13 protein-coding genes and 1 pseudogene are annotated in these 16,886 nt (G+C 56.8%); 6 read left to right on the top strand and 8 right to left on the bottom strand.

Annotated features, from left to right (window positions below):
• Positions 1 to 264 precede the first annotated feature (264 nt).
• Both Q1B15_RS00145 and Q1B15_RS00140 read right to left on the bottom strand, forming a co-directional pair.
• Positions 265 to 1,409, bottom strand: a pseudogene (locus Q1B15_RS00145) (MFS transporter); the annotation flags it as partial.
• 543 nt (positions 1,410 to 1,952) lie between these two features.
• The gene (locus Q1B15_RS00140; RefSeq protein WP_299748351.1) at positions 1,953 to 4,142 is read right to left on the bottom strand and encodes a primosomal protein N'; all 2,190 of its coding nucleotides are present in this window, start codon (positions 4,140 to 4,142) and stop codon (positions 1,953 to 1,955) included.
• 106 nt (positions 4,143 to 4,248) lie between these two features.
• Between Q1B15_RS00140 and fsa the strand changes: the two genes are divergently transcribed.
• The 4 genes from fsa (at position 4,249) to Q1B15_RS00120 (ending at position 8,509) form a co-directional block, all read left to right on the top strand.
• A complete protein-coding gene (fsa, locus tag Q1B15_RS00135) occupies positions 4,249 to 4,902 on the top strand; it encodes a fructose-6-phosphate aldolase (protein WP_299748348.1) in 654 nt (217 codons plus the stop codon).
• Between the two features lie 254 nt (positions 4,903 to 5,156).
• Positions 5,157 to 6,587: a Do family serine endopeptidase gene (locus tag Q1B15_RS00130; protein ID WP_299748357.1), complete on the top strand. Its 1,431-nt coding sequence runs from the start codon at positions 5,157 to 5,159 to the stop codon at positions 6,585 to 6,587.
• Between the two features lie 126 nt (positions 6,588 to 6,713).
• Positions 6,714 to 7,598 carry a polyphosphate kinase 2 gene (ppk2, locus tag Q1B15_RS00125; RefSeq protein WP_299748345.1) on the top strand — a complete coding sequence of 295 codons (885 nt, stop codon included), beginning with the start codon at positions 6,714 to 6,716 and terminating at the stop codon, positions 7,596 to 7,598.
• A gap of 74 nt (positions 7,599 to 7,672) precedes the next feature.
• On the top strand, positions 7,673 to 8,509 hold the full coding sequence (locus Q1B15_RS00120; RefSeq protein ID WP_299748342.1) for a DMT family transporter: 837 nt from the start codon (positions 7,673 to 7,675) through the stop codon (positions 8,507 to 8,509).
• Here the strand turns inward: Q1B15_RS00120 and Q1B15_RS00115 are convergent.
• The 4 genes from Q1B15_RS00115 to Q1B15_RS00100 form a co-directional block, all read right to left on the bottom strand.
• Positions 8,506 to 9,201, bottom strand: coding sequence for a phosphatidylcholine synthase (locus Q1B15_RS00115; protein ID WP_299748339.1), 696 nt, complete (start codon positions 9,199 to 9,201; stop codon positions 8,506 to 8,508). The two genes, Q1B15_RS00120 and Q1B15_RS00115, sit on opposite strands and share 4 nt — an antisense overlap.
• A 61-nt stretch (positions 9,202 to 9,262) precedes the next feature.
• Complete coding sequence (locus tag Q1B15_RS00110; RefSeq protein ID WP_299748336.1) at positions 9,263 to 10,180, bottom strand: tyrosine recombinase XerC; 918 nt, start codon at positions 10,178 to 10,180, stop codon at positions 9,263 to 9,265.
• On the bottom strand, positions 10,177 to 10,878 hold the full coding sequence (locus Q1B15_RS00105; protein ID WP_299748333.1) for a DUF484 family protein: 702 nt from the start codon (positions 10,876 to 10,878) through the stop codon (positions 10,177 to 10,179). The genes Q1B15_RS00110 and Q1B15_RS00105 overlap by 4 nt, the downstream gene beginning before the upstream one ends.
• 479 nt (positions 10,879 to 11,357) lie before the next feature.
• On the bottom strand, positions 11,358 to 12,119 hold the full coding sequence (locus tag Q1B15_RS00100) for an NAD kinase (RefSeq protein ID WP_299748354.1): 762 nt from the start codon (positions 12,117 to 12,119) through the stop codon (positions 11,358 to 11,360).
• A gap of 181 nt (positions 12,120 to 12,300) precedes the next feature.
• Here Q1B15_RS00100 and glyA point away from each other — a divergent pair, with 181 nt between their 5' ends.
• On the top strand, positions 12,301 to 13,596 hold the full coding sequence (gene glyA / locus Q1B15_RS00095; RefSeq protein WP_299748330.1) for a serine hydroxymethyltransferase: 1,296 nt from the start codon (positions 12,301 to 12,303) through the stop codon (positions 13,594 to 13,596).
• Between the two features lie 9 nt (positions 13,597 to 13,605).
• Positions 13,606 to 14,355 (top strand): alpha/beta fold hydrolase, encoded by a 750-nt coding sequence (locus tag Q1B15_RS00090; protein ID WP_299748328.1) that lies wholly within the window; start codon positions 13,606 to 13,608, stop codon positions 14,353 to 14,355.
• A gap of 407 nt (positions 14,356 to 14,762) precedes the next feature.
• Here Q1B15_RS00090 and Q1B15_RS00085 read toward each other — a convergent pair whose 3' ends face one another.
• Both Q1B15_RS00085 and Q1B15_RS00080 read right to left on the bottom strand, forming a co-directional pair.
• A complete protein-coding gene (locus tag Q1B15_RS00085; protein ID WP_299748325.1) occupies positions 14,763 to 14,993 on the bottom strand; it encodes a hypothetical protein in 231 nt (76 codons plus the stop codon).
• 325 nt (positions 14,994 to 15,318) lie between these two features.
• On the bottom strand, positions 15,319 to 16,886 hold a 1,568-nt coding region (locus Q1B15_RS00080), incomplete at its 5' end, for a ribonucleoside-diphosphate reductase, adenosylcobalamin-dependent (RefSeq protein WP_299748322.1).

Genomic DNA, 16,886 nt, shown 5'->3' with positions numbered 1-16,886 from the left:
ACGCCCCAAAAACAGCCCATGCCGAACATCGCAACCTCAAAGCCGTCCGCCACATCGGCCGTCAAAGCATTGCCGTTCACGAAATGCGTCTTGGCTGTCTGAATGGCCACACTGCGGCCCGGAAGAGCCGCGTCAGTGGCTACCATCTCGGATTTCTTTCGGTTCATAAAAAACATAGTTCCCCCTCCGTTCATTGTGTCCCCTCCCATATAGGGGCCCAAAGCCGCCGCTTCTACTCCGCAGGGGCATGCGCCCTGCGGAGTAGAACACAGTCTCGTGACCGGGCACCGGATGGCGCGGGATTAACATCGCCAGCGCGAGCGACGTCATTGCCATTCCTGCGGCCAGAACGAACACTCCTGCAGGAGACACAATCCACAAGTCCCCCAACAGCACCGGCAGAAAGACCGCCGCAATATGATTGATCGTAAAGGCAACCGCTGCCGTGGGTGCAATGTCGCCCGGATCGACGACCGTCTGGAAGTACGTCTTCAACGCGAACGCCAGAGAAAAAAACACGTGGTGCACGACAATCAGCGTCCTCGTCACGGCTTTCCGCCAATCAAAATAATAGACGCAGGCATAAGCCACAAATACGAAAACCAGCCCGACATATTCAAACGCCAACGCCCGTTTTTCGCCGAAATAGGCCACCGCCTGCCCCAAAACCGGCGCGATAAACATATTTGCCAGAAAGTTGCACAGGAACAAAGCAGTGACTTCATGGACCTGAAATCCAAAGCGCGCGCCCGACATGAATTGCAGCGCGTAGTAGAGCCAATAGCGCTTGCGCAGGATCATCTTTTTCACCTGCGGTTCGGGCGCCTCAAATTGAGGGAAAGCGACCATGCAATAAATCGCAATCGCCGCACAGGCACCGCCGGACAGCAAATAGACCGTGTCGTAGCTCAGATCGAAGTAGTCCCAGGAGATCACCAAAAGCCCATAGCTCAACAAGGAGGCACCCGATCCAACAGCGACCATCCATCCCAAGATCTGCGGTGCGCGTTCTTTCGGGAGCCACTGTAATTGGAGCGATTGATTGACAGTTTCGTGGTAGTGGAATGCGATTGACGACAACAGCGTGACAAACAGTATCCCGTCAAAACTCGGAAACCACGCCGTCACCGCCGTTGCCACGCCCAGCAAAGCAAGTGAACTCAGGCCAAGCACTTGCTCGCGCATCAATATGATGATCGCGATGACACCGACGGCCAGAAATCCCGGGATCTCGCGCACAGTGTGCAGCCAGCCTATGTCGACGCCGGTGACACCAGCACGCTCAATCACAAAGTTGTTTAAAAGCGCTGACCACGTAGCCAAAGGCATCGCCACGGCCATCAAAAAAACGTCGTCGGTCTATGCCAAAAGGGAAACTCTCGCGCTTCAGCAAGCTGAACAATCCGCATTTAGATGCACGACGCCGATCAAATGGCTCCGGTAAGTCTGTCGGTCACGACCCGATGTCCCGCCAGGTGACACACTTTCAGGATCGTTGATTTGCTCTAAACCGGTATGGCGACCTAATTTGTGCCAGCATTGTGCGATTCGTCATGAATTGCGGTGATGTTTTTGGAAATTTAACGTTTTGTTGACGATTTTATGTACAGGCTCATGACGGCCATTCGGATCGCCAGATGAACCGACCTTTTTCTCTGTCTCGATTTTTTTCGCCTACGCGCGGCGATGGCAGTCTTTTTCCATTATTTTGCCTTTGAGCATTTACCGACGAGCGTTGGCTATGGCTCGACAGGCACGACTTCGGGACTGACGGCGTCATTGTCTTTTTTTGTTTTATCCGGGCTTGTGATCTCCGTTCGCGGAGACGACTGAGACCGGCCCCTTACACGACTTGGGTCTGCTGGTTTTGACACTCAATGCATGTTTCCGCGTGGCGGGCGTTTCGTGAACCTAGAGCGTGGCTGCATCGACCCTCAACCGCGACCTAGCGCCTAGTAAAACGTCTGTGGATCTATATCGATCGATAACCTCAGGCTGTTCGGCATTTTGATCTGCTCAACCCAAGCTGCCAATGCTTCTTGCAACGGGGCCGCCTTGTCAGCCTTCACCAAAAGACGCACGCGGTGGCGCCCTCTGATACGTGCAATTGGTGCGGCTGCAGGTCCGAAGACTTGCGCACCGATGCGCAACAATGGTTCGCGCCTAGATGCCAGAAGTCGCCCAATATCAAAGGCTTCCTGCACATTGGGCGAGGACAGAACAATGCCTGCCATACGGCCGTAGGGCGGGACACCCGCAGCCCTTCGTTCTGCCGCCTCTGCTTTCCAGAACTCCTCCTCATCGCCGCTCAAGATCGCGCCGATTACCGGATGGGCCGGTTGGTAGGTCTGCATAAGGGCCACGCCCGGCTTCTCGGCGCGACCGGCCCGGCCCGCAACTTGTCGCATCAGTTGAAACGTCCGCTCAGCTGCGCGCAGGTCAGAGCCTTGAAGGCCAAGGTCCGCATCAATCACGCCGACCAGCGTCAGATTCGGAAAATTATGTCCTTTGGCGACAATCTGTGTGCCGATGATGATGTCGGCGTCGCCCTCGGCAATCCGCACGATCTCGGCTTTCAAGGCGCGCGCCGACCCGAACACGTCAGACGACAGCACCGATGTCTGTGCCTCGGGAAAAAGGGCCTCGACTTCCTCTGCCAATCGTTCGACGCCCGGTCCGACCGGCGCCATCCGCCCCTCGACCTTGCAGGAGGGGCACGCGTCCGGCATCGGCTTTGACTCGCCGCATTGGTGGCACACAAGGCGCTTGAGGAACCGGTGCTCGACCATCCGCGCATCGCAGTGATCGCACCCGATCTGGTGCCCGCAAGCACGACAAATCGTAACAGGCGCATAGCCGCGTCGATTCAGGAACAACAACGATTGCTCGCCGACTTCTGTGCGCTTTTTGACTTCATTCACAAGGGTTTGTGAAATCCAGCGATCTGCAGGCAAACCCTCATCTCGCATATCTATCGCATGCATTTGCGGCATAGATGCAGCCCCGAAGCGCGCGGTCAAGGTCACACGCTTATACTTGCCAGCTTCCGCGTTTGCCCAGCTTTCAAGCGATGGAGTCGCGGACGCCAAAACGACTTGCGCGCCGTTGATCGAAGCCCGCAACACCGCCATGTCCCGCGCGTTATAAAGCACACCATCTTCTTGCTTGTAGGACGTGTCATGTTCTTCATCGACCACGATCAGACCAAGATCGCGAAATGGCAGAAACAACGCCGAGCGCGCGCCAACGACAAGCTGCGCGCCCCCTTCCCCAACCATGCGCCACGCGCGTCGCCGCTCGGTCATCGTGACGCCTGAATGCCATTCGGCTGGTTTCGCGCCAAATCGTGCATCGACCCGCGTCAGAAACTCCGCTGTCAACGCAATCTCAGGTAAAAGAACAAGGGCTTGCCGTCCCGCGGCAAGACAAGCGCCGACCGCCTCAAGATAGACTTCCGTCTTGCCCGAGCCGGTCACGCCCTTCAGCAAGGTCGTGCCATAATTTCGCGCCGCGACGCCAGATTTCAGCGTTTCGGCAGCAACCGACTGCTCAGTTGTCAGTTCATAAGGGCTCTCGCCGGGATCAAGCCGGGGGTAGGCAACATCGCGCGGGCTTGCTTCCTCAGCAACCACACCTTGCTTCACCAAGCCTTTGACAACGCTTGCAGAAACGCCGGCCATCTCTGCCAGCTCTCTCAAGGTAAAGGCAAGGTTTCCATAACTATCCAGCGTCTCAACGACGCGGCGGCGCGCATCTGTCCAGCGATCGGGTTCCCCCGTTCCGCGCCGATAAATCGTCCGCATTGACGGCGGGTCCCCAAGCCCGGGAGAGCGCGTCGCAAGTCGCACCATGGCAGACATCGGCGTAAGCGTGTAAGCTCCGGCGCGCACCAAAAATTCCCGCATTTCACTTCGCATGGGCACAGCATCCAGAACGCGGATGACAGAACGCACCTTGGCAATATCATACCCGCCTTCACCGCGGCCCCAAACAATGCCCAAGACTTTGCGCGGCCCCAACGGCACCTCAACGAACGCGCCTGTCAGGCAGCCGCCTTCGGGTGCTTTGTAGTCCAAAGCACGGTCAATCGGCTGCGCTGTCAGCACCGAAATCAGGTCGCCTTCATGGAAATGCTCGATCACGCGTGCCCCGGTTTGTCGGAAGGGAAAGGGTTTGGGGGTTCAGCCCCCGCGTCTGATCCGCTATCAGTGCCACGAAACGGAACCTATGCACCAGAGGGGCGAGCCTATGAAATTTTTCGTCGACACCGCAGACACTGAAGCAATCGCCGAGTTGATCGAGCTTGGGATGGTTGATGGCGTGACCACCAACCCATCCCTGATCCACAAAAGCGGCCGTGATATTAAGGAAGTCATTGCCCAAATCTCAAAGATGACGGACGGTCCGGTAAGCGCAGAAACCGTTGCCACGGACTATGAAGGCATGATCACAGAGGGTCATGAAGTCGCAAAGCTTGGTGACAATATTGCCATCAAAGTGCCGTTGACGTGGAACGGCTTGCGGGCGTGTAAGACGCTTTCGGAAGAGGGCCATATGGTAAATGTTACGCTCTGCTTTTCGGCCAATCAGGCGCTTCTTGCGGCAAAAGCCGGGGCGACATTCATCTCACCGTTCATCGGTCGCCTTGACGATCTAAACCTTGATGGCATGGATTTGATTGCAGATATTCGAGAAATTTATGACAACTACGGTTTCGAGACGCAAATTCTTGCCGCGTCAATCCGGTCCGCAAATCACATGAGCGACGCCGCCAAAATTGGTGCTGACGTGGCAACCGCGCCGCCGGACGTCATCAAGAAAATGGCACTACATCCCCTTACAGATAAGGGGCTTGAGACCTTTCTGAAGGACTGGGCAGCGACGGGTCAGTCGATCCTCTAAGCCACCAAGGCTGATATGTTGCGCAGCTCGGGGCTCCTGTGTCCATCTGCGCAACACACAATTTCCTGACGGTAAACTGCCCAACGCCATTGTCACATCCAAGTGAAGACTCGCGAGCAAAGGTTGGCTTGCGTATCTGCGAGCCTATCTTGAACCTATGAATGATACGGTGTCAGTCATTCGGCACCCCGAGCAGACCTTTGGAGGAACTCCCCATGCAGACATCTGCAGCACGAACAGCATCACAGTCGACCATGATGCTTCGCGCGTTTTGGTTGACGATGCTGACAGCAGCATTGCTGATCACACAAACAATCGCAGCAGCGGCGCAATCTCGCCCAGCGACCTTTGCCGATCTCGCCGAGCAAGTAAGCCCCGCGGTTGTGAACATCACAACAACAACAACAGTCGCGACCAGCACCGAACCGGGTCCGATCGTCCCAGAGGGATCGCCGTTCGAGGAGTTCTTTGACGACTTTCGTGATCGCAACGGCCCGAATGGCCAGTCGCCGCGCCGCAGTCAGGCGCTTGGATCAGGATTCGTGATCTCTGAGGATGGCTTCATCGTTACCAACAATCATGTGATTCAAGGGGCTGATGAAATCCTGATCGAATTCTTTGAGGGTTTCGAGCTGGAAGCCGAACTTATTGGCACAGACCCAAACACCGACCTCGCATTGCTGAAAGTCGTAAGCGACGAGCCGTTGTCCTTCGTGCCGTGGGGAGACAGTGAACTCTCCCGCGTCGGTGATTGGGTCATGGCGATGGGCAACCCACTTGGTCAGGGCTTTTCGGTGTCGGCCGGTATCGTGTCGGCTCGTGGCCGCTCTCTCTCTGGAACCTATGACGATTACATCCAAACCGACGCGGCAATTAACCGGGGAAACTCGGGCGGTCCGCTTTTCAACATGGAAGGCGAAGTCGTCGGAGTAAACACAGCGATTCTTAGTCCCAATGGTGGGTCCATCGGCATCGGATTTGCAATGTCGAGCCGGGTGGCGGAGAACGTGATCGAGCAATTGCAGGAATTTGGCGAAACGCGGCGCGGCTGGTTGGGCGTGCGAATTCAGGACGTCACCGATGATCTGGCCGACGGCCTTGGACTGGAAGAGGCACGCGGCGCTTTGGTGACCGACGTTCCAGAAGGTCCGGCGCGTGAAGCGGGTATCGAATCCGGTGATGTCATCCTCAGCTTTGACGGGGTCGAGGTCGATGATACGCGCGGCCTTGTGCAGCAAGTGGCCAATACGGCGGTTGGCGCCGAAGTCCGGGTTCTGGTTTTCCGCGACGGTGAAACAGAGACATTGCGGGTTACGCTGGGGCGTCGCGAAGAAGGCGAAAGTGCCGTGCCAGCATCGGTGAACCGCGAGGAAGCGCCGGCAACCGCAGACCTTCTTGGCCTGACCATTTCGGGCATGACGGATGAGCTTCGTGACCAACTTGGTCTGGCAAAAGACGCCGAAGGTCTTGTCGTGACCTCCGTTGCTGAAGACAGCGAGGCTTTTGAAAAGGGGTTGCGTGTTGGCGACATCATCACTGAAGCGGCTCAAGAAAGCGTTGCCAGCATTGCGGACCTGAACGGCCGGGTTGAGGCCGCCCGCGAGGCTGGTCGCAAATCGCTTGTCCTTTTGGTGCGCCGTGATGGGGATCCTCGATTTGTCGCTTTGACACTGGACGACGGCTAAGACTCGTCCCCTCGGTCTTGGTCATTCTGGGCGTCCGTTCGCGGACGCCCCTTTTTTTGACCTGTATCAGCGCAGTGATCCCAGAACTCTGCCAAACTGGCGTCAACGCGATGAGGGAGACAGTGTATGATGCGAACTGATGAAACCAAAGAAGAACCGGAACACGACAGCAGCGCCATTTTGGCATTCGAGACCGGGACCTATCCTTACTCGGAAAAAATGAGCCGCTCGAACTACGAAGATGAAAAGGCAGCGCTTCAGTCCGAACTCCTGAAAGTCCAGCTTTGGATACAGGACACCGGGCAAAAGGTGGTGGTGCTTTTTGAAGGCCGGGACGCTGCCGGAAAGGGTGGCACAATCAAGCGGTTCACCGAGCATCTCAACCCGCGCACAGCCCGCGTGGTAGCCCTGAATAAACCCACCGACGAAGAACGCGGGCAATGGTTCTACCAGCGCTATATCAAGCATCTGCCGACCGCTGGCGAGATCGTTTTTTATGACCGATCATGGTACAATCGCGCCGGGGTTGAGCGCGTGATGGGGTTTTGTGAACCCGGCGAATACCTTGAGTTCATGCGCGAAACGCCCGAATTGGAACGGATGCTCACGCGCAGTGGGGTCAAGCTGATAAAATACTGGTTTTCGGTCACACAGGGCGAGCAGCATCGCCGCTTCAAGGCCCGTGAAACCGATCCCCTTAAGCGATGGAAGCTTTCACCTGTTGATCGCGCCAGTCTCGACAAGTGGGAGGATTACACCGAGGCTAAAGAAGCCATGTTCTTTTACACCGACACCGCCGACGCACCTTGGACAGTCCTTAAATCCGATGACAAGAAACGCGCGCGCCTGAATTGCATGCGTCACTTCCTGTCGCAGTTCGACTATCCGGATAAAAATCTTAGTATCGCGAAGCTTCCCGATGCGAAGATTGTCGGCGAGGCCAGCCATGTCGTCCACGCAGCCGATCATATCCTTGCGGCGTCGCTCCATCCCGCGTCGCGCCACAGGTAGCCATGCGTCACGTTATGATTGCTTGCGGCGGCTAGGGCGTAGACCTATGCCGGTCATAGGGAGCGCGATAAGTCATGTCGCTGACGGTTTTTCTTGCGGTACTGGGTGCTGCACTGCTTCACGCGTCTTGGAATGGCCTCATCAAGTTTGGCGAGTCCAAAGTGACCGCCATGCTGATTATGACTTTGCTACAAGGCGGTGCGGGTCTGGTCATAGCGCTTACGCGGGAATGGCCGGACGCAAGCGTTTGGCCCTGGTTGGCGGCCTCCGGCGTGCTCCACGCAGCCTACAAAATCTTCCTCGCCTATGCCTATGAGCAAGGCGACTTAAGCCGCGTCTACCCTATTGCACGCGGCACCGCCCCGATGATCGTCCTAGCGATCAGCGCTTTGTTCCTGGCGGATCAACTTACCACCACCGAAGTCGCGGGAATCCTCGTGCTTGGGCTTGGCATATCCATGATGAGCCGCGGGGCTTTCCTATCAGGCGAGTCCCGCAAGTTGGTGCCTTTCGCACTTGGTTCGGCTGTTGCAACGGCAGGTTACTCGATTGTCGACGGCATAGGCGCACGCGCTTCGGGGGATGCGGTGCAATATGTGGCGTGGCTTTTTCTTCTGGATGCTTTGCTGTTTTCCCCAGTGCTTATGGTTTTGCGCGGCACAGGCATAATCCGCGCGCCTATCCGAGCTTGGATCATCGGCGGCATTGCGGCTGCCGGATCGTACGGGGCCTATGCGATTGCAGTTTGGGCGATGACCATCGCCCCAATTGCCCTTGTCGCGGCCCTTCGGGAAACCTCGATCTTGTTTGCAATTTTGATCGGCTGGCTTTTGTTTGGAGAGCGTGTGGACCGTCTCAAGGCCGCGGCAGCTGCGGCCATTGTCACCGGGGTTGCAGCCACAAGGCTTTAGATTTGTTCACGGTAGATCGCTTGCTGCGCCACACCCGCAAACGTCAGCCAAAGCGACGTCACCACCAGCCCCCAAAGCGCCCAACTGTCAGAGTGGAAAGAAACCCACGCGGCCCAACCCGCGAAAAAGGTCCATCCAAGCGCCATCGGCAAGGTGATCATCCTCCAGCGCTCGGTGCGAACCGGGTGGACGAATTTGAGAGGGACAAACATCGCAACTGCCAAAAGTACAACGATCCCAAGACTTACCCAGAAGTTTGGTTGCACGGCAAACAACACCAAAACCACCATGTTCCAACAGCCCGGGAAGCCAGCAAACGAGTAATCCGCTGTTTTCATGCGTGTGTCTGAGAAATAAAGCGCCGATGTGAAGGTGATCACTATGATCGCAAACCACCCGGTCCACCCCGGCAGCAACCCCGACGTAAAGAGCGCAAACGCCGGAATAAAGACATAGGTCAGATAGTCGATGATCAGGTCTAACAAGACGCCATCGATCCGGGGAGCGTTGACCTTTATATTGGTCGCCCGCGCCAAAGGCCCGTCGATCCCGTCAACGCCGAAGGCAACCACTAGCCAAAAGAACATCATCGCCCAGTCCTCTTGAACTGCTTCGAGCATCGCCAACATCGCCAGCACTGCGCCGGTGGCCGTCAGAAGGTGAACAAGATAGGCTTTGGTCTGGATATTCATTCGGCTCTCATGCCGGAAATGCCTTTGGAACACCAGCAAATCTCAGTATTTCGCATTTCGCTCATTGTGCTCTTGGGTGGGCGGCTTTGTAGACTTCCATAAGGCGCGCCGCATCAACCGCTGTGTAGGCTTGAGTCGTCGACAGCGACGCGTGACCCAAAAGCTCTTGGATCGAGCGCAAATCACCACCGGCGTTCAGCAAATGTGTCGCGAAGCTGTGGCGCATTGCATGGGGTGTTGCCGTTGCTGGCAAACCAAGTTGCGCGCGCGCTTTTTCCATCACTTTCTGGACCAAACGCGGGTTGAGAGTGCCACCTCGAACGCCTCGAAACAGCGGGGCAGCCCCGTCGAGATCAAACGGACAAGATTCAGCATAGATATCGATGGTCCGACGCGCCGCGGGGATCACGGGCACGATACGCTCCTTGCCACCCTTGCCGACAATCCTCATTACATCGCCCAGCGGCAGAGCATCTCCGGTCAGCGCCAAAGCTTCCGAAATCCGCAATCCGCACCCATAAAGCAGCGTCACGACGGCCGCGTCGCGCCGCGCAACCCAATCGGTGGTCGCCTGCAATTCGACAGTATCAATCATTGCGCGTGCAGCAGAGACATCCAACGGGCGCGGGAGCTTGTTCTGAAACCGAGGCGAGCGTGTCATTAGAACCGTGCTCGGATCGAAACCCTCCCGCTCGGCCACCCAACCGACGAAGTTTTTCACTGCTGACAGAGACCGGGCCAGAGACCGTGCACTGACCCCACGTCCACGTTCGTGCGCCATCCAGGCTCTCATATCCCGTGTCGCCAGCTTCCCCAAAACCACTATTCCAGCGGCGTCGCCGAGATGCGCCTGAAGAAACGCTAGGAAACCCGAGACGTCGGTCCTGTAGGCGTCAACCGTCTTTGGCGCTCGGCCGCCGACGGCGGAAAGCTCCGCGAGCCAGCGTTGAAGCGCCTCCCTGAGCCCTGAAGATATCACCCCAGCCAGCGCCGCATCGCGCGTTCAAAAACACTGCCCATAAAACTCAAAAGATCGGTGCCGTGATTGGCCGAGAACTGATGTGGATCGTCTGACGCAAAGGCCAGCATGCCTGGCAGTCGCTGCTCGCCAAAGTCGAGAAGGATGCAGGCCTCGGATTTCACCCAGGCGTTAGAGGCGCCATAAATTGTCCCCTCGCCCGGCGTCACACCCCGCAAGGTCACCTGACGCGGGGCTTTCCCGTGCCCTGCATAATCTTCGCAAAAGCCAGGTTCAGCGATCGAAAGGACGTCACTGATCTCGACCAGTGTCGGGTCCATTGCGCTTTCGTGACTTTCCAGCAAGAGCCTCACTTTACCGACGCGCAAGATGTCGGTGACATCTTCGCCCAAGCAGCGGATAAACGCCTCAAATTCAAGCGGCTCAAGAAAAGCAAGAATAGCGCGATGGATTTGATTGGTCCCCGCGAGATTCTCGTAAGCCGCTGCAATCACGGAATTATGCGTGTCCTCGAGACGGGTCAGCCGATCTTCAAGCCGCTCCATCGCGACCCCGCGCAGGTCCACGATATTCGCGCCCATCGCCTGCTCGTTCGCTGTGATCAAAGCACGCATAACGGCAGGATCGCTTAGGATCATATCGGGTTCGTTCAGGATACGCGCACGTAAATCCTCGGCCAGGGGTGCCGGGTCGCTCATGGCTGATGCCTCACTCGTTGCCTCGGGCCCGGGTTATCCCGGTGCCTCAGTTTATGTTTCATGTACATTGCCAGTTGGAAAGGTCTCGCTCAAGAGCCCGAAAGCTACCGGATCCGATGCGCGGCAGGGAAGCCACGCTTGCGCCGTGCGGGCAGGCTTTCCTGACGGCCTTTCAAAGGGCACGAAGCTTTGCCGTTGCTGTTCGGGCCCAAGAAACCCAAGATCGCAATCCGGGGTGGCAACGAGCCTGTCTTGCCAAGCAAGCTGGAGAACCTGTTTCATCCGACGCGCGATCTCATCGGCTGTTTCAATCCGGCTGGAAGCAATCGTGGTGAAACGAACGATCAGTGACGGTCGCTGAAATAGGGTGAAGGCTCCGCCAGGCTAAGCTGGGGCGCGACCTGAATACTGATTTCATCGACTGCCTCTTCTCGGGCCTCAGCGATTTGGATTTAGCGGTCTCCGAGGCGTCGCGCGATTTAGGAGAACTGCTCGCGGATCAGGCGTTCTTCCAATCCGTGACCGGGATCGAACATCAACCTGTGAGTGATGCTGGTTTCGCTGCGCACTTCCACCCAGCGCACATCAGGAACAGTGCGACTGTCGGCGTCTGCCCGCACAGGGCGTTTTTCTGGGTTCAGCACATCAAACCGGACCGTGACCGATTTCGGCAAAAGCGCACCGCGCCACCGTCTTGGTCGAAAGGCTGCCACTGCGGTTAAGGCAAGGACGTCGGCCCCGATAGGTAAAATCGGCCCATGCGCTGAATAGTTGTAAGCGGTTGATCCGGCTGGTGTCGCGACCAGCGCACCGTCACAGACCAATTCTTCCATACGGGTCTTTCCGTCCACGGAAATCCGAAGGCGCGCGGCCTGCGGCCCGGCACGCAAAAGCGACACCTCGTTGATTGCGAGCGCTTCAGTGACCATGCCGTCAACGCCTTCTGCCCGCATGGCCAGAGGGTTCAATGTGGCTTCCTCGGCCTCTTCCACGCGCGCCGGCAGATTGTCTTCGCTGAACGTATTCATCAAAAAGCCGACAGTGCCACGGTTCATTCCATAGACCGGTTTGTCGAAGCGACGCATCTCGCTCAGGGTTTCCAGCATGAAGCCGTCGCCTCCAAGAGCAACAACAACATCCGCCTCTTCAACAGCAACCTGACCATAGCGGTCGGTCAGCGCCGTCAGCGCTGCCTGCGCAACTGCCATATCACTGGCGCGAAAGGATATTTTGATGCTCATCGCGTCCCGGCTGCCCCCTGGTGGCGTGACGATTACCCGGGGGCATCCGAAACACAAGTGCGGATAGCTGCAGGACGTGACGACTTCGCGCATCGAACCGCCGGTTTCCTTGCTTTTCCGGCACAGACTTTGCGCGTATGAAGCATCCCAGACATAGTAGCGACCCGAAGGGGGAAAGCCCATGAACGTCATCCACCGCGATTCAGGATTCTTCACCGAAAGCCTTTCTGACCGTGATCCCGAACTGTACAGCGCCATTCGCTCCGAACTTGGCCGCCAGCAAGACGAGATCGAGCTTATTGCGTCAGAAAACATCGTTTCTGCTGCCGTGATGGAGGCGCAAGGCTCTGTCATGACGAACAAATACGCCGAAGGCTACCCGGGCCGTCGGTACTATGGCGGATGCCAATTCGTTGATATCGCAGAAACTCTGGCCATCGATCGCGCGAAAGAATTGTTCGGATGTGAATTTGCCAACGTCCAGCCAAACTCGGGCAGTCAGGCGAACCAGGGAGTGTTTACAGCACTTCTCCAACCCGGCGATACGATCCTCGGAATGAGCCTTGATGCCGGCGGACACCTTACGCACGGCGCCAAGCCAAACCAATCTGGCAAATGGTTCAATGCCATCCAGTACGGTGTGCGAAAGGAAGACCTTCGGCTTGACTACGATCAGGTCGCTAAACTTGCCGCAGAACATCAGCCGAAACTAATTATTGCTGGTGGCTCAGCCATCCCACGCCAAATCGACTTTGCCAAAATGCGCGAGATCGCCGACAGCGTTGGGGCATTTCTCCACGTGGATATGGCACATTTCGCGGGTCTGGTGGCCGCTGGCGAGCATCCTTCGCCCTTCCCCCACGCACATGTCGCGACGACCACAACGCATAAGACCCTTCGGGGCCCTCGCGGCGGGATGATCCTGACCAACGACGAGGCTTTGGCCAAGAAGTTCAACTCGGCGATTTTCCCTGGCATTCAGGGCGGCCCCCTGATGCACGTCATCGCAGCCAAAGCCGTTGCATTCGGCGAAGCCCTACGGCCTGAATTCAAAGTCTACCAACAACAAGTCATCAAGAACGCGCAGGCCTTGGCAGAGGAATTGATGACAAGCGGTATTGATATCGTAACAGGCGGGACAGACACGCACGTTCTGCTTGTCGATCTGCGGCCAAAAGGCGTCACCGGGAAAGCGACAGAAGCGGCTTTGGGGCGTGCGCATATTACCTGCAATAAGAATGGCATCCCATTTGACACTGAAAAACCAATGATTACTTCGGGCGTGCGATTGGGCTCGCCGGCGGCCACCACGCGAGGCTTCGCCGAAGGCGAGTTCCGCCAAATCGGGCGTTGGATCACCGAAGTGGTCGAAGGTCTTGCGGCAAATGGCGAAGACGGCAATGGCGAGATCGAAGCGCGCGTGAAGGCCGACGTCAAAGCCCTTTGCAATCGTTTCCCGATTTATCCCGGGCTTTGATCGTCAGGCATGCTGGAAGCCAATACCTACGACGGCCCTTCTGAGACGACGCCCCTATTGATTGCACACGGTCTTTTTGGCTCTGCGCGCAACTGGGGCGTCGTGGCTAAGCGATTGTCGGAAGACCGCACGGTCCGCGCGGTGGATATGCGAAACCACGGCGAAAGCCCCTGGTTCGACGCCCACCGCTACCCCCAGATGGCTGATGATCTTGCAAAGGTGATCCCTGAGCAAGCTGACGTTCTGGGGCATTCGATGGGGGGTAAGGCAGCCATGGTGCTGGCGCTGGCCCATCAGGAGAAGGTCCGTAAATTGATTGTGGCCGACATCGCGCCGGTGGCGTACTCCCACACCCAGACGCCGCTGATCGACGCTATGCGTGACCTCGATCTGGATCAGGTCGAAACACGCGGTGATGCGGATCGCCAATTGCAGGCACATATTGACGATGCCGGTGTGCGCGCCTTTTTGCTGCAATCACTTGATGTGAAGGCCCGTCGTTGGCGGCTGAACTTAGATGTCTTGGCCGACGAGATGGACAGTATCATTGGCTTTCCCCACGTCAGCGGGACGTTCGATGGCCCCACTCTTTTTTTGTCCGGGGCAAACAGTGACTACGTTCAACCGGCCCACCGCGCGACTATCCGGCAGTTATTCCCAATGGCGAGATTTGCGAAAATCCCTGGCGCCGGTCATTGGTTGCATGCCGAGAAACCGCGCGAGTTCGAAGCCGCTGTGTCTGCATTTCTGAACGCCTGATCTTAAGACAGAACGATCATTGGCCTCCCGCAACCCGCGAAACAACAGTTCCAAATCGACCTCTCTCCTCGGATTCTCAAAGCGTCGCCTAGTGAAGAAATTCCCGATGCTTGTGGTAACCCCAGTGATCGCTCCGCCAATCCCACGCCCAACTTCAGAAACAAACAACTGGGGAGTTGATAAAGCGCTGGCGGTCAAAAAGTCACCAAACCCTATGTAAATAGCTAATAAAACGACGGCGACGGTTATCAAACGAAGGCTCACAATAGCCCGCCAAGCCGTCTTAATAACCCTGTGATTCTAGCACGTTGTGGGTAAAATTTCGAGCAGCAGCTTTAAGTGACGCCAAATTTCGCATGAAAAGTCATGAGAATTCTCAGGTCTGGCCCCTGAACACGGCGCGCAGACTACTTCCCAAACGCGCCGAAGGCTGCAGTGGCACCGCTGGCCAGGCCTTTCGCCGAACCGCCAATTGACCGGCTGCTATCGACGGCCAATCCATAGCCTCCCGCAAAGCCGCCGCCCCCGCCACCGGAGACAAAACCCTGCAAGCTTTGAACCGGATTTCGGCCAGTATACTGATTGAATGCGAAGCCCGCTGCGGCCAAGGCGACTGCCAAAATGAATATGCGTCCCATCGCGTTTTTCCTTCCCCAAAAGGACTAACTGGCTGAGTTATAGCATAATTTCGCGCGCGTTGCGCCTATTTTTTTCGGAAACACTGCGTGTGAATGGCGTCCCAGACCGGATTTGCACGCTGCTACCTGGGCCCCATTTGTTGCTACAGCCAATAATTGACCATTGAGGAGTTGAAAACTGCTGTTGCTCATATCTCCGAGAGCGAAAGGCTATCGGAGATATCAGTCGAAGCGCATATGACGTGAATTACGGTCAGTTTTCTTCCCGACTAAAATGGTGAATTTATGGTTGGCGTTTCACATTTTAACAATCCAACCGCTCAGTCTAGCCGCATTTCGAGTGGCCGCAGCTTGGGCAAGTCATGCAGCCCTCGATCATACGCATGCCAAACTGCCCACAGCTTGGGCAGGCCGGCCCGCGGTTCTCGTTCAGGTTCACAACCTGTGCCCTTGGGTCTTCTTTAAGCCCCATGCCCTCGCCTGCGATAAAACCGATCGAAACCAGATGGCGCTCGATCACGCTGCCGATGGCAGCGAGGATTGATGGGACGTATTTGCCCTGCATCCAAGCCCCGCCGCGCGGATCAAAGACGGCCTTCAATTCCTCGACAACAAAAGACACGTCCCCACCACGACGGAATACAGCCGAGATCATTCGCGTCAGGGCGACGGTCCAGGCGAAGTGCTCCATATTCTTGGAATTAATAAAGACTTCAAAGGGTTGGCGTCGGCCGCCGTGAATGATGTCGTTGATGGTGATGTAAATTGCGTGCTCGCTATCGGGCCATTTCAGCTTGTAAGTTGCCCCTTCAAGCGACTGCGGCCGGTCAAGTGGTTCTGCAATATAGACGACGTCGCCGTGCGGCATTGCGGGCGTGCCGTCACCTTTCGAAATGACGTCTGGCGCGGCGGGTTTTTCTTCGGAAACGCTCAACACCGATCCCGTGACCGCATTCGGACGATAGGTTGTGCAGCCTTTGCAGCCGGTCTCGTAGGCCTGCAGATAGACGTTCTTAAACGCCTCGAAATCAATATCCTCGGGCACATTAATCGTCTTTGAGATCGAGCTGTCGATCCATTCTTGTGCAGCAGCCTGCATCTTTACGTGATCGCCTGGAGGCAGCGTTTGAGCGTTCACGAAATAGTCTGGCAAGTCGGCATCGCCAAAGCGGTCGCGCCACATCTGCACGGCGTAATCAACAACCTCTTCTTCGGTACGCGTGCCGTCTTTTTGCAGAACTTTGCGCGTGTAGGCATAGGCAAAGACGGGCTCAATCCCGCTGGAAACATTGCCTGCATAAAGACTGATTGTCCCGGTCGGAGCGATCGAGGTTAACAAAGCGTTACGAATGCCGTTTTTTCGAATTTCGGCACACACATCGTCGTCCATCGCTTGCATGGCGCCGCTCGAAAGGAATTTATCCGCGTCAAAGAGCGGAAAGGCGCCCTTTTCCTTAGCGAGTTGGGCCGAGGCCAGATATGCGGCGCGGGCAATCTGCTTAAGCCAGTGCCCGGTCAGGCGCGCCGCCGCGTCAGACCCATAGCGTTGCCCCACCATCAAAAGCGCATCGGCCAGACCCGTGACACCCAAACCAATCCGACGCTTGCTCAGCGCTTCTTGTCGCTGTGCCTCAAGCGGAAAGCGCGAGGTGTCGACAACATTGTCCATCATGCGCACTGCGATCGCGACCAAATGGTCCAGTGCGTCTTCGTCAAGATGGGCGGTTTCGCTGAAAGGATCGTTCACAAGCCGCGCGAGGTTCACTGATCCAAGCAGACAGGCCCCATAGGGGGGCAGCGGCTGTTCCCCGCACGGATTGGTCGCACTGATAGTTTCGCAGTAGGCAAGGTTATTCATCGCGTTGATACGGTCGATAAAGATCACGCCAGGTT

The organism is uncultured Boseongicola sp. (assembly GCF_937988555.1).
Lineage (GTDB): Bacteria > Pseudomonadota > Alphaproteobacteria > Rhodobacterales > Rhodobacteraceae > Boseongicola.
This window is presented reverse-complemented; position numbering and strand designations above follow the sequence as displayed.

Excerpts from the sequence above, each read along its gene's own strand:
- Q1B15_RS00100 (WP_299748354.1), bottom strand. The coding sequence starts at position 12,119 with ATGAGCATCAAAATATCCTTTCGCGCCAGTGATATGGCAGTTGCGCAG.
- glyA (WP_299748330.1), top strand. The coding sequence starts at position 12,301 with ATGAACGTCATCCACCGCGATTCAGGATTCTTCACCGAAAGCCTTTCT.
- Q1B15_RS00120 (WP_299748342.1), top strand. The coding sequence starts at position 7,673 with ATGTCGCTGACGGTTTTTCTTGCGGTACTGGGTGCTGCACTGCTTCAC.
- ppk2 (WP_299748345.1), top strand. The coding sequence starts at position 6,714 with ATGATGCGAACTGATGAAACCAAAGAAGAACCGGAACACGACAGCAGC.
- Q1B15_RS00085 (WP_299748325.1), bottom strand. The coding sequence starts at position 14,993 with ATGGGACGCATATTCATTTTGGCAGTCGCCTTGGCCGCAGCGGGCTTC.
- fsa (WP_299748348.1), top strand. The coding sequence starts at position 4,249 with ATGAAATTTTTCGTCGACACCGCAGACACTGAAGCAATCGCCGAGTTG.
- Q1B15_RS00105 (WP_299748333.1), bottom strand. The coding sequence starts at position 10,878 with ATGAGCGACCCGGCACCCCTGGCCGAGGATTTACGTGCGCGTATCCTG.
- Q1B15_RS00130 (WP_299748357.1), top strand. The coding sequence starts at position 5,157 with ATGATGCTTCGCGCGTTTTGGTTGACGATGCTGACAGCAGCATTGCTG.
- Q1B15_RS00115 (WP_299748339.1), bottom strand. The coding sequence starts at position 9,201 with ATGAATATCCAGACCAAAGCCTATCTTGTTCACCTTCTGACGGCCACC.
- Q1B15_RS00090 (WP_299748328.1), top strand. The coding sequence starts at position 13,606 with ATGCTGGAAGCCAATACCTACGACGGCCCTTCTGAGACGACGCCCCTA.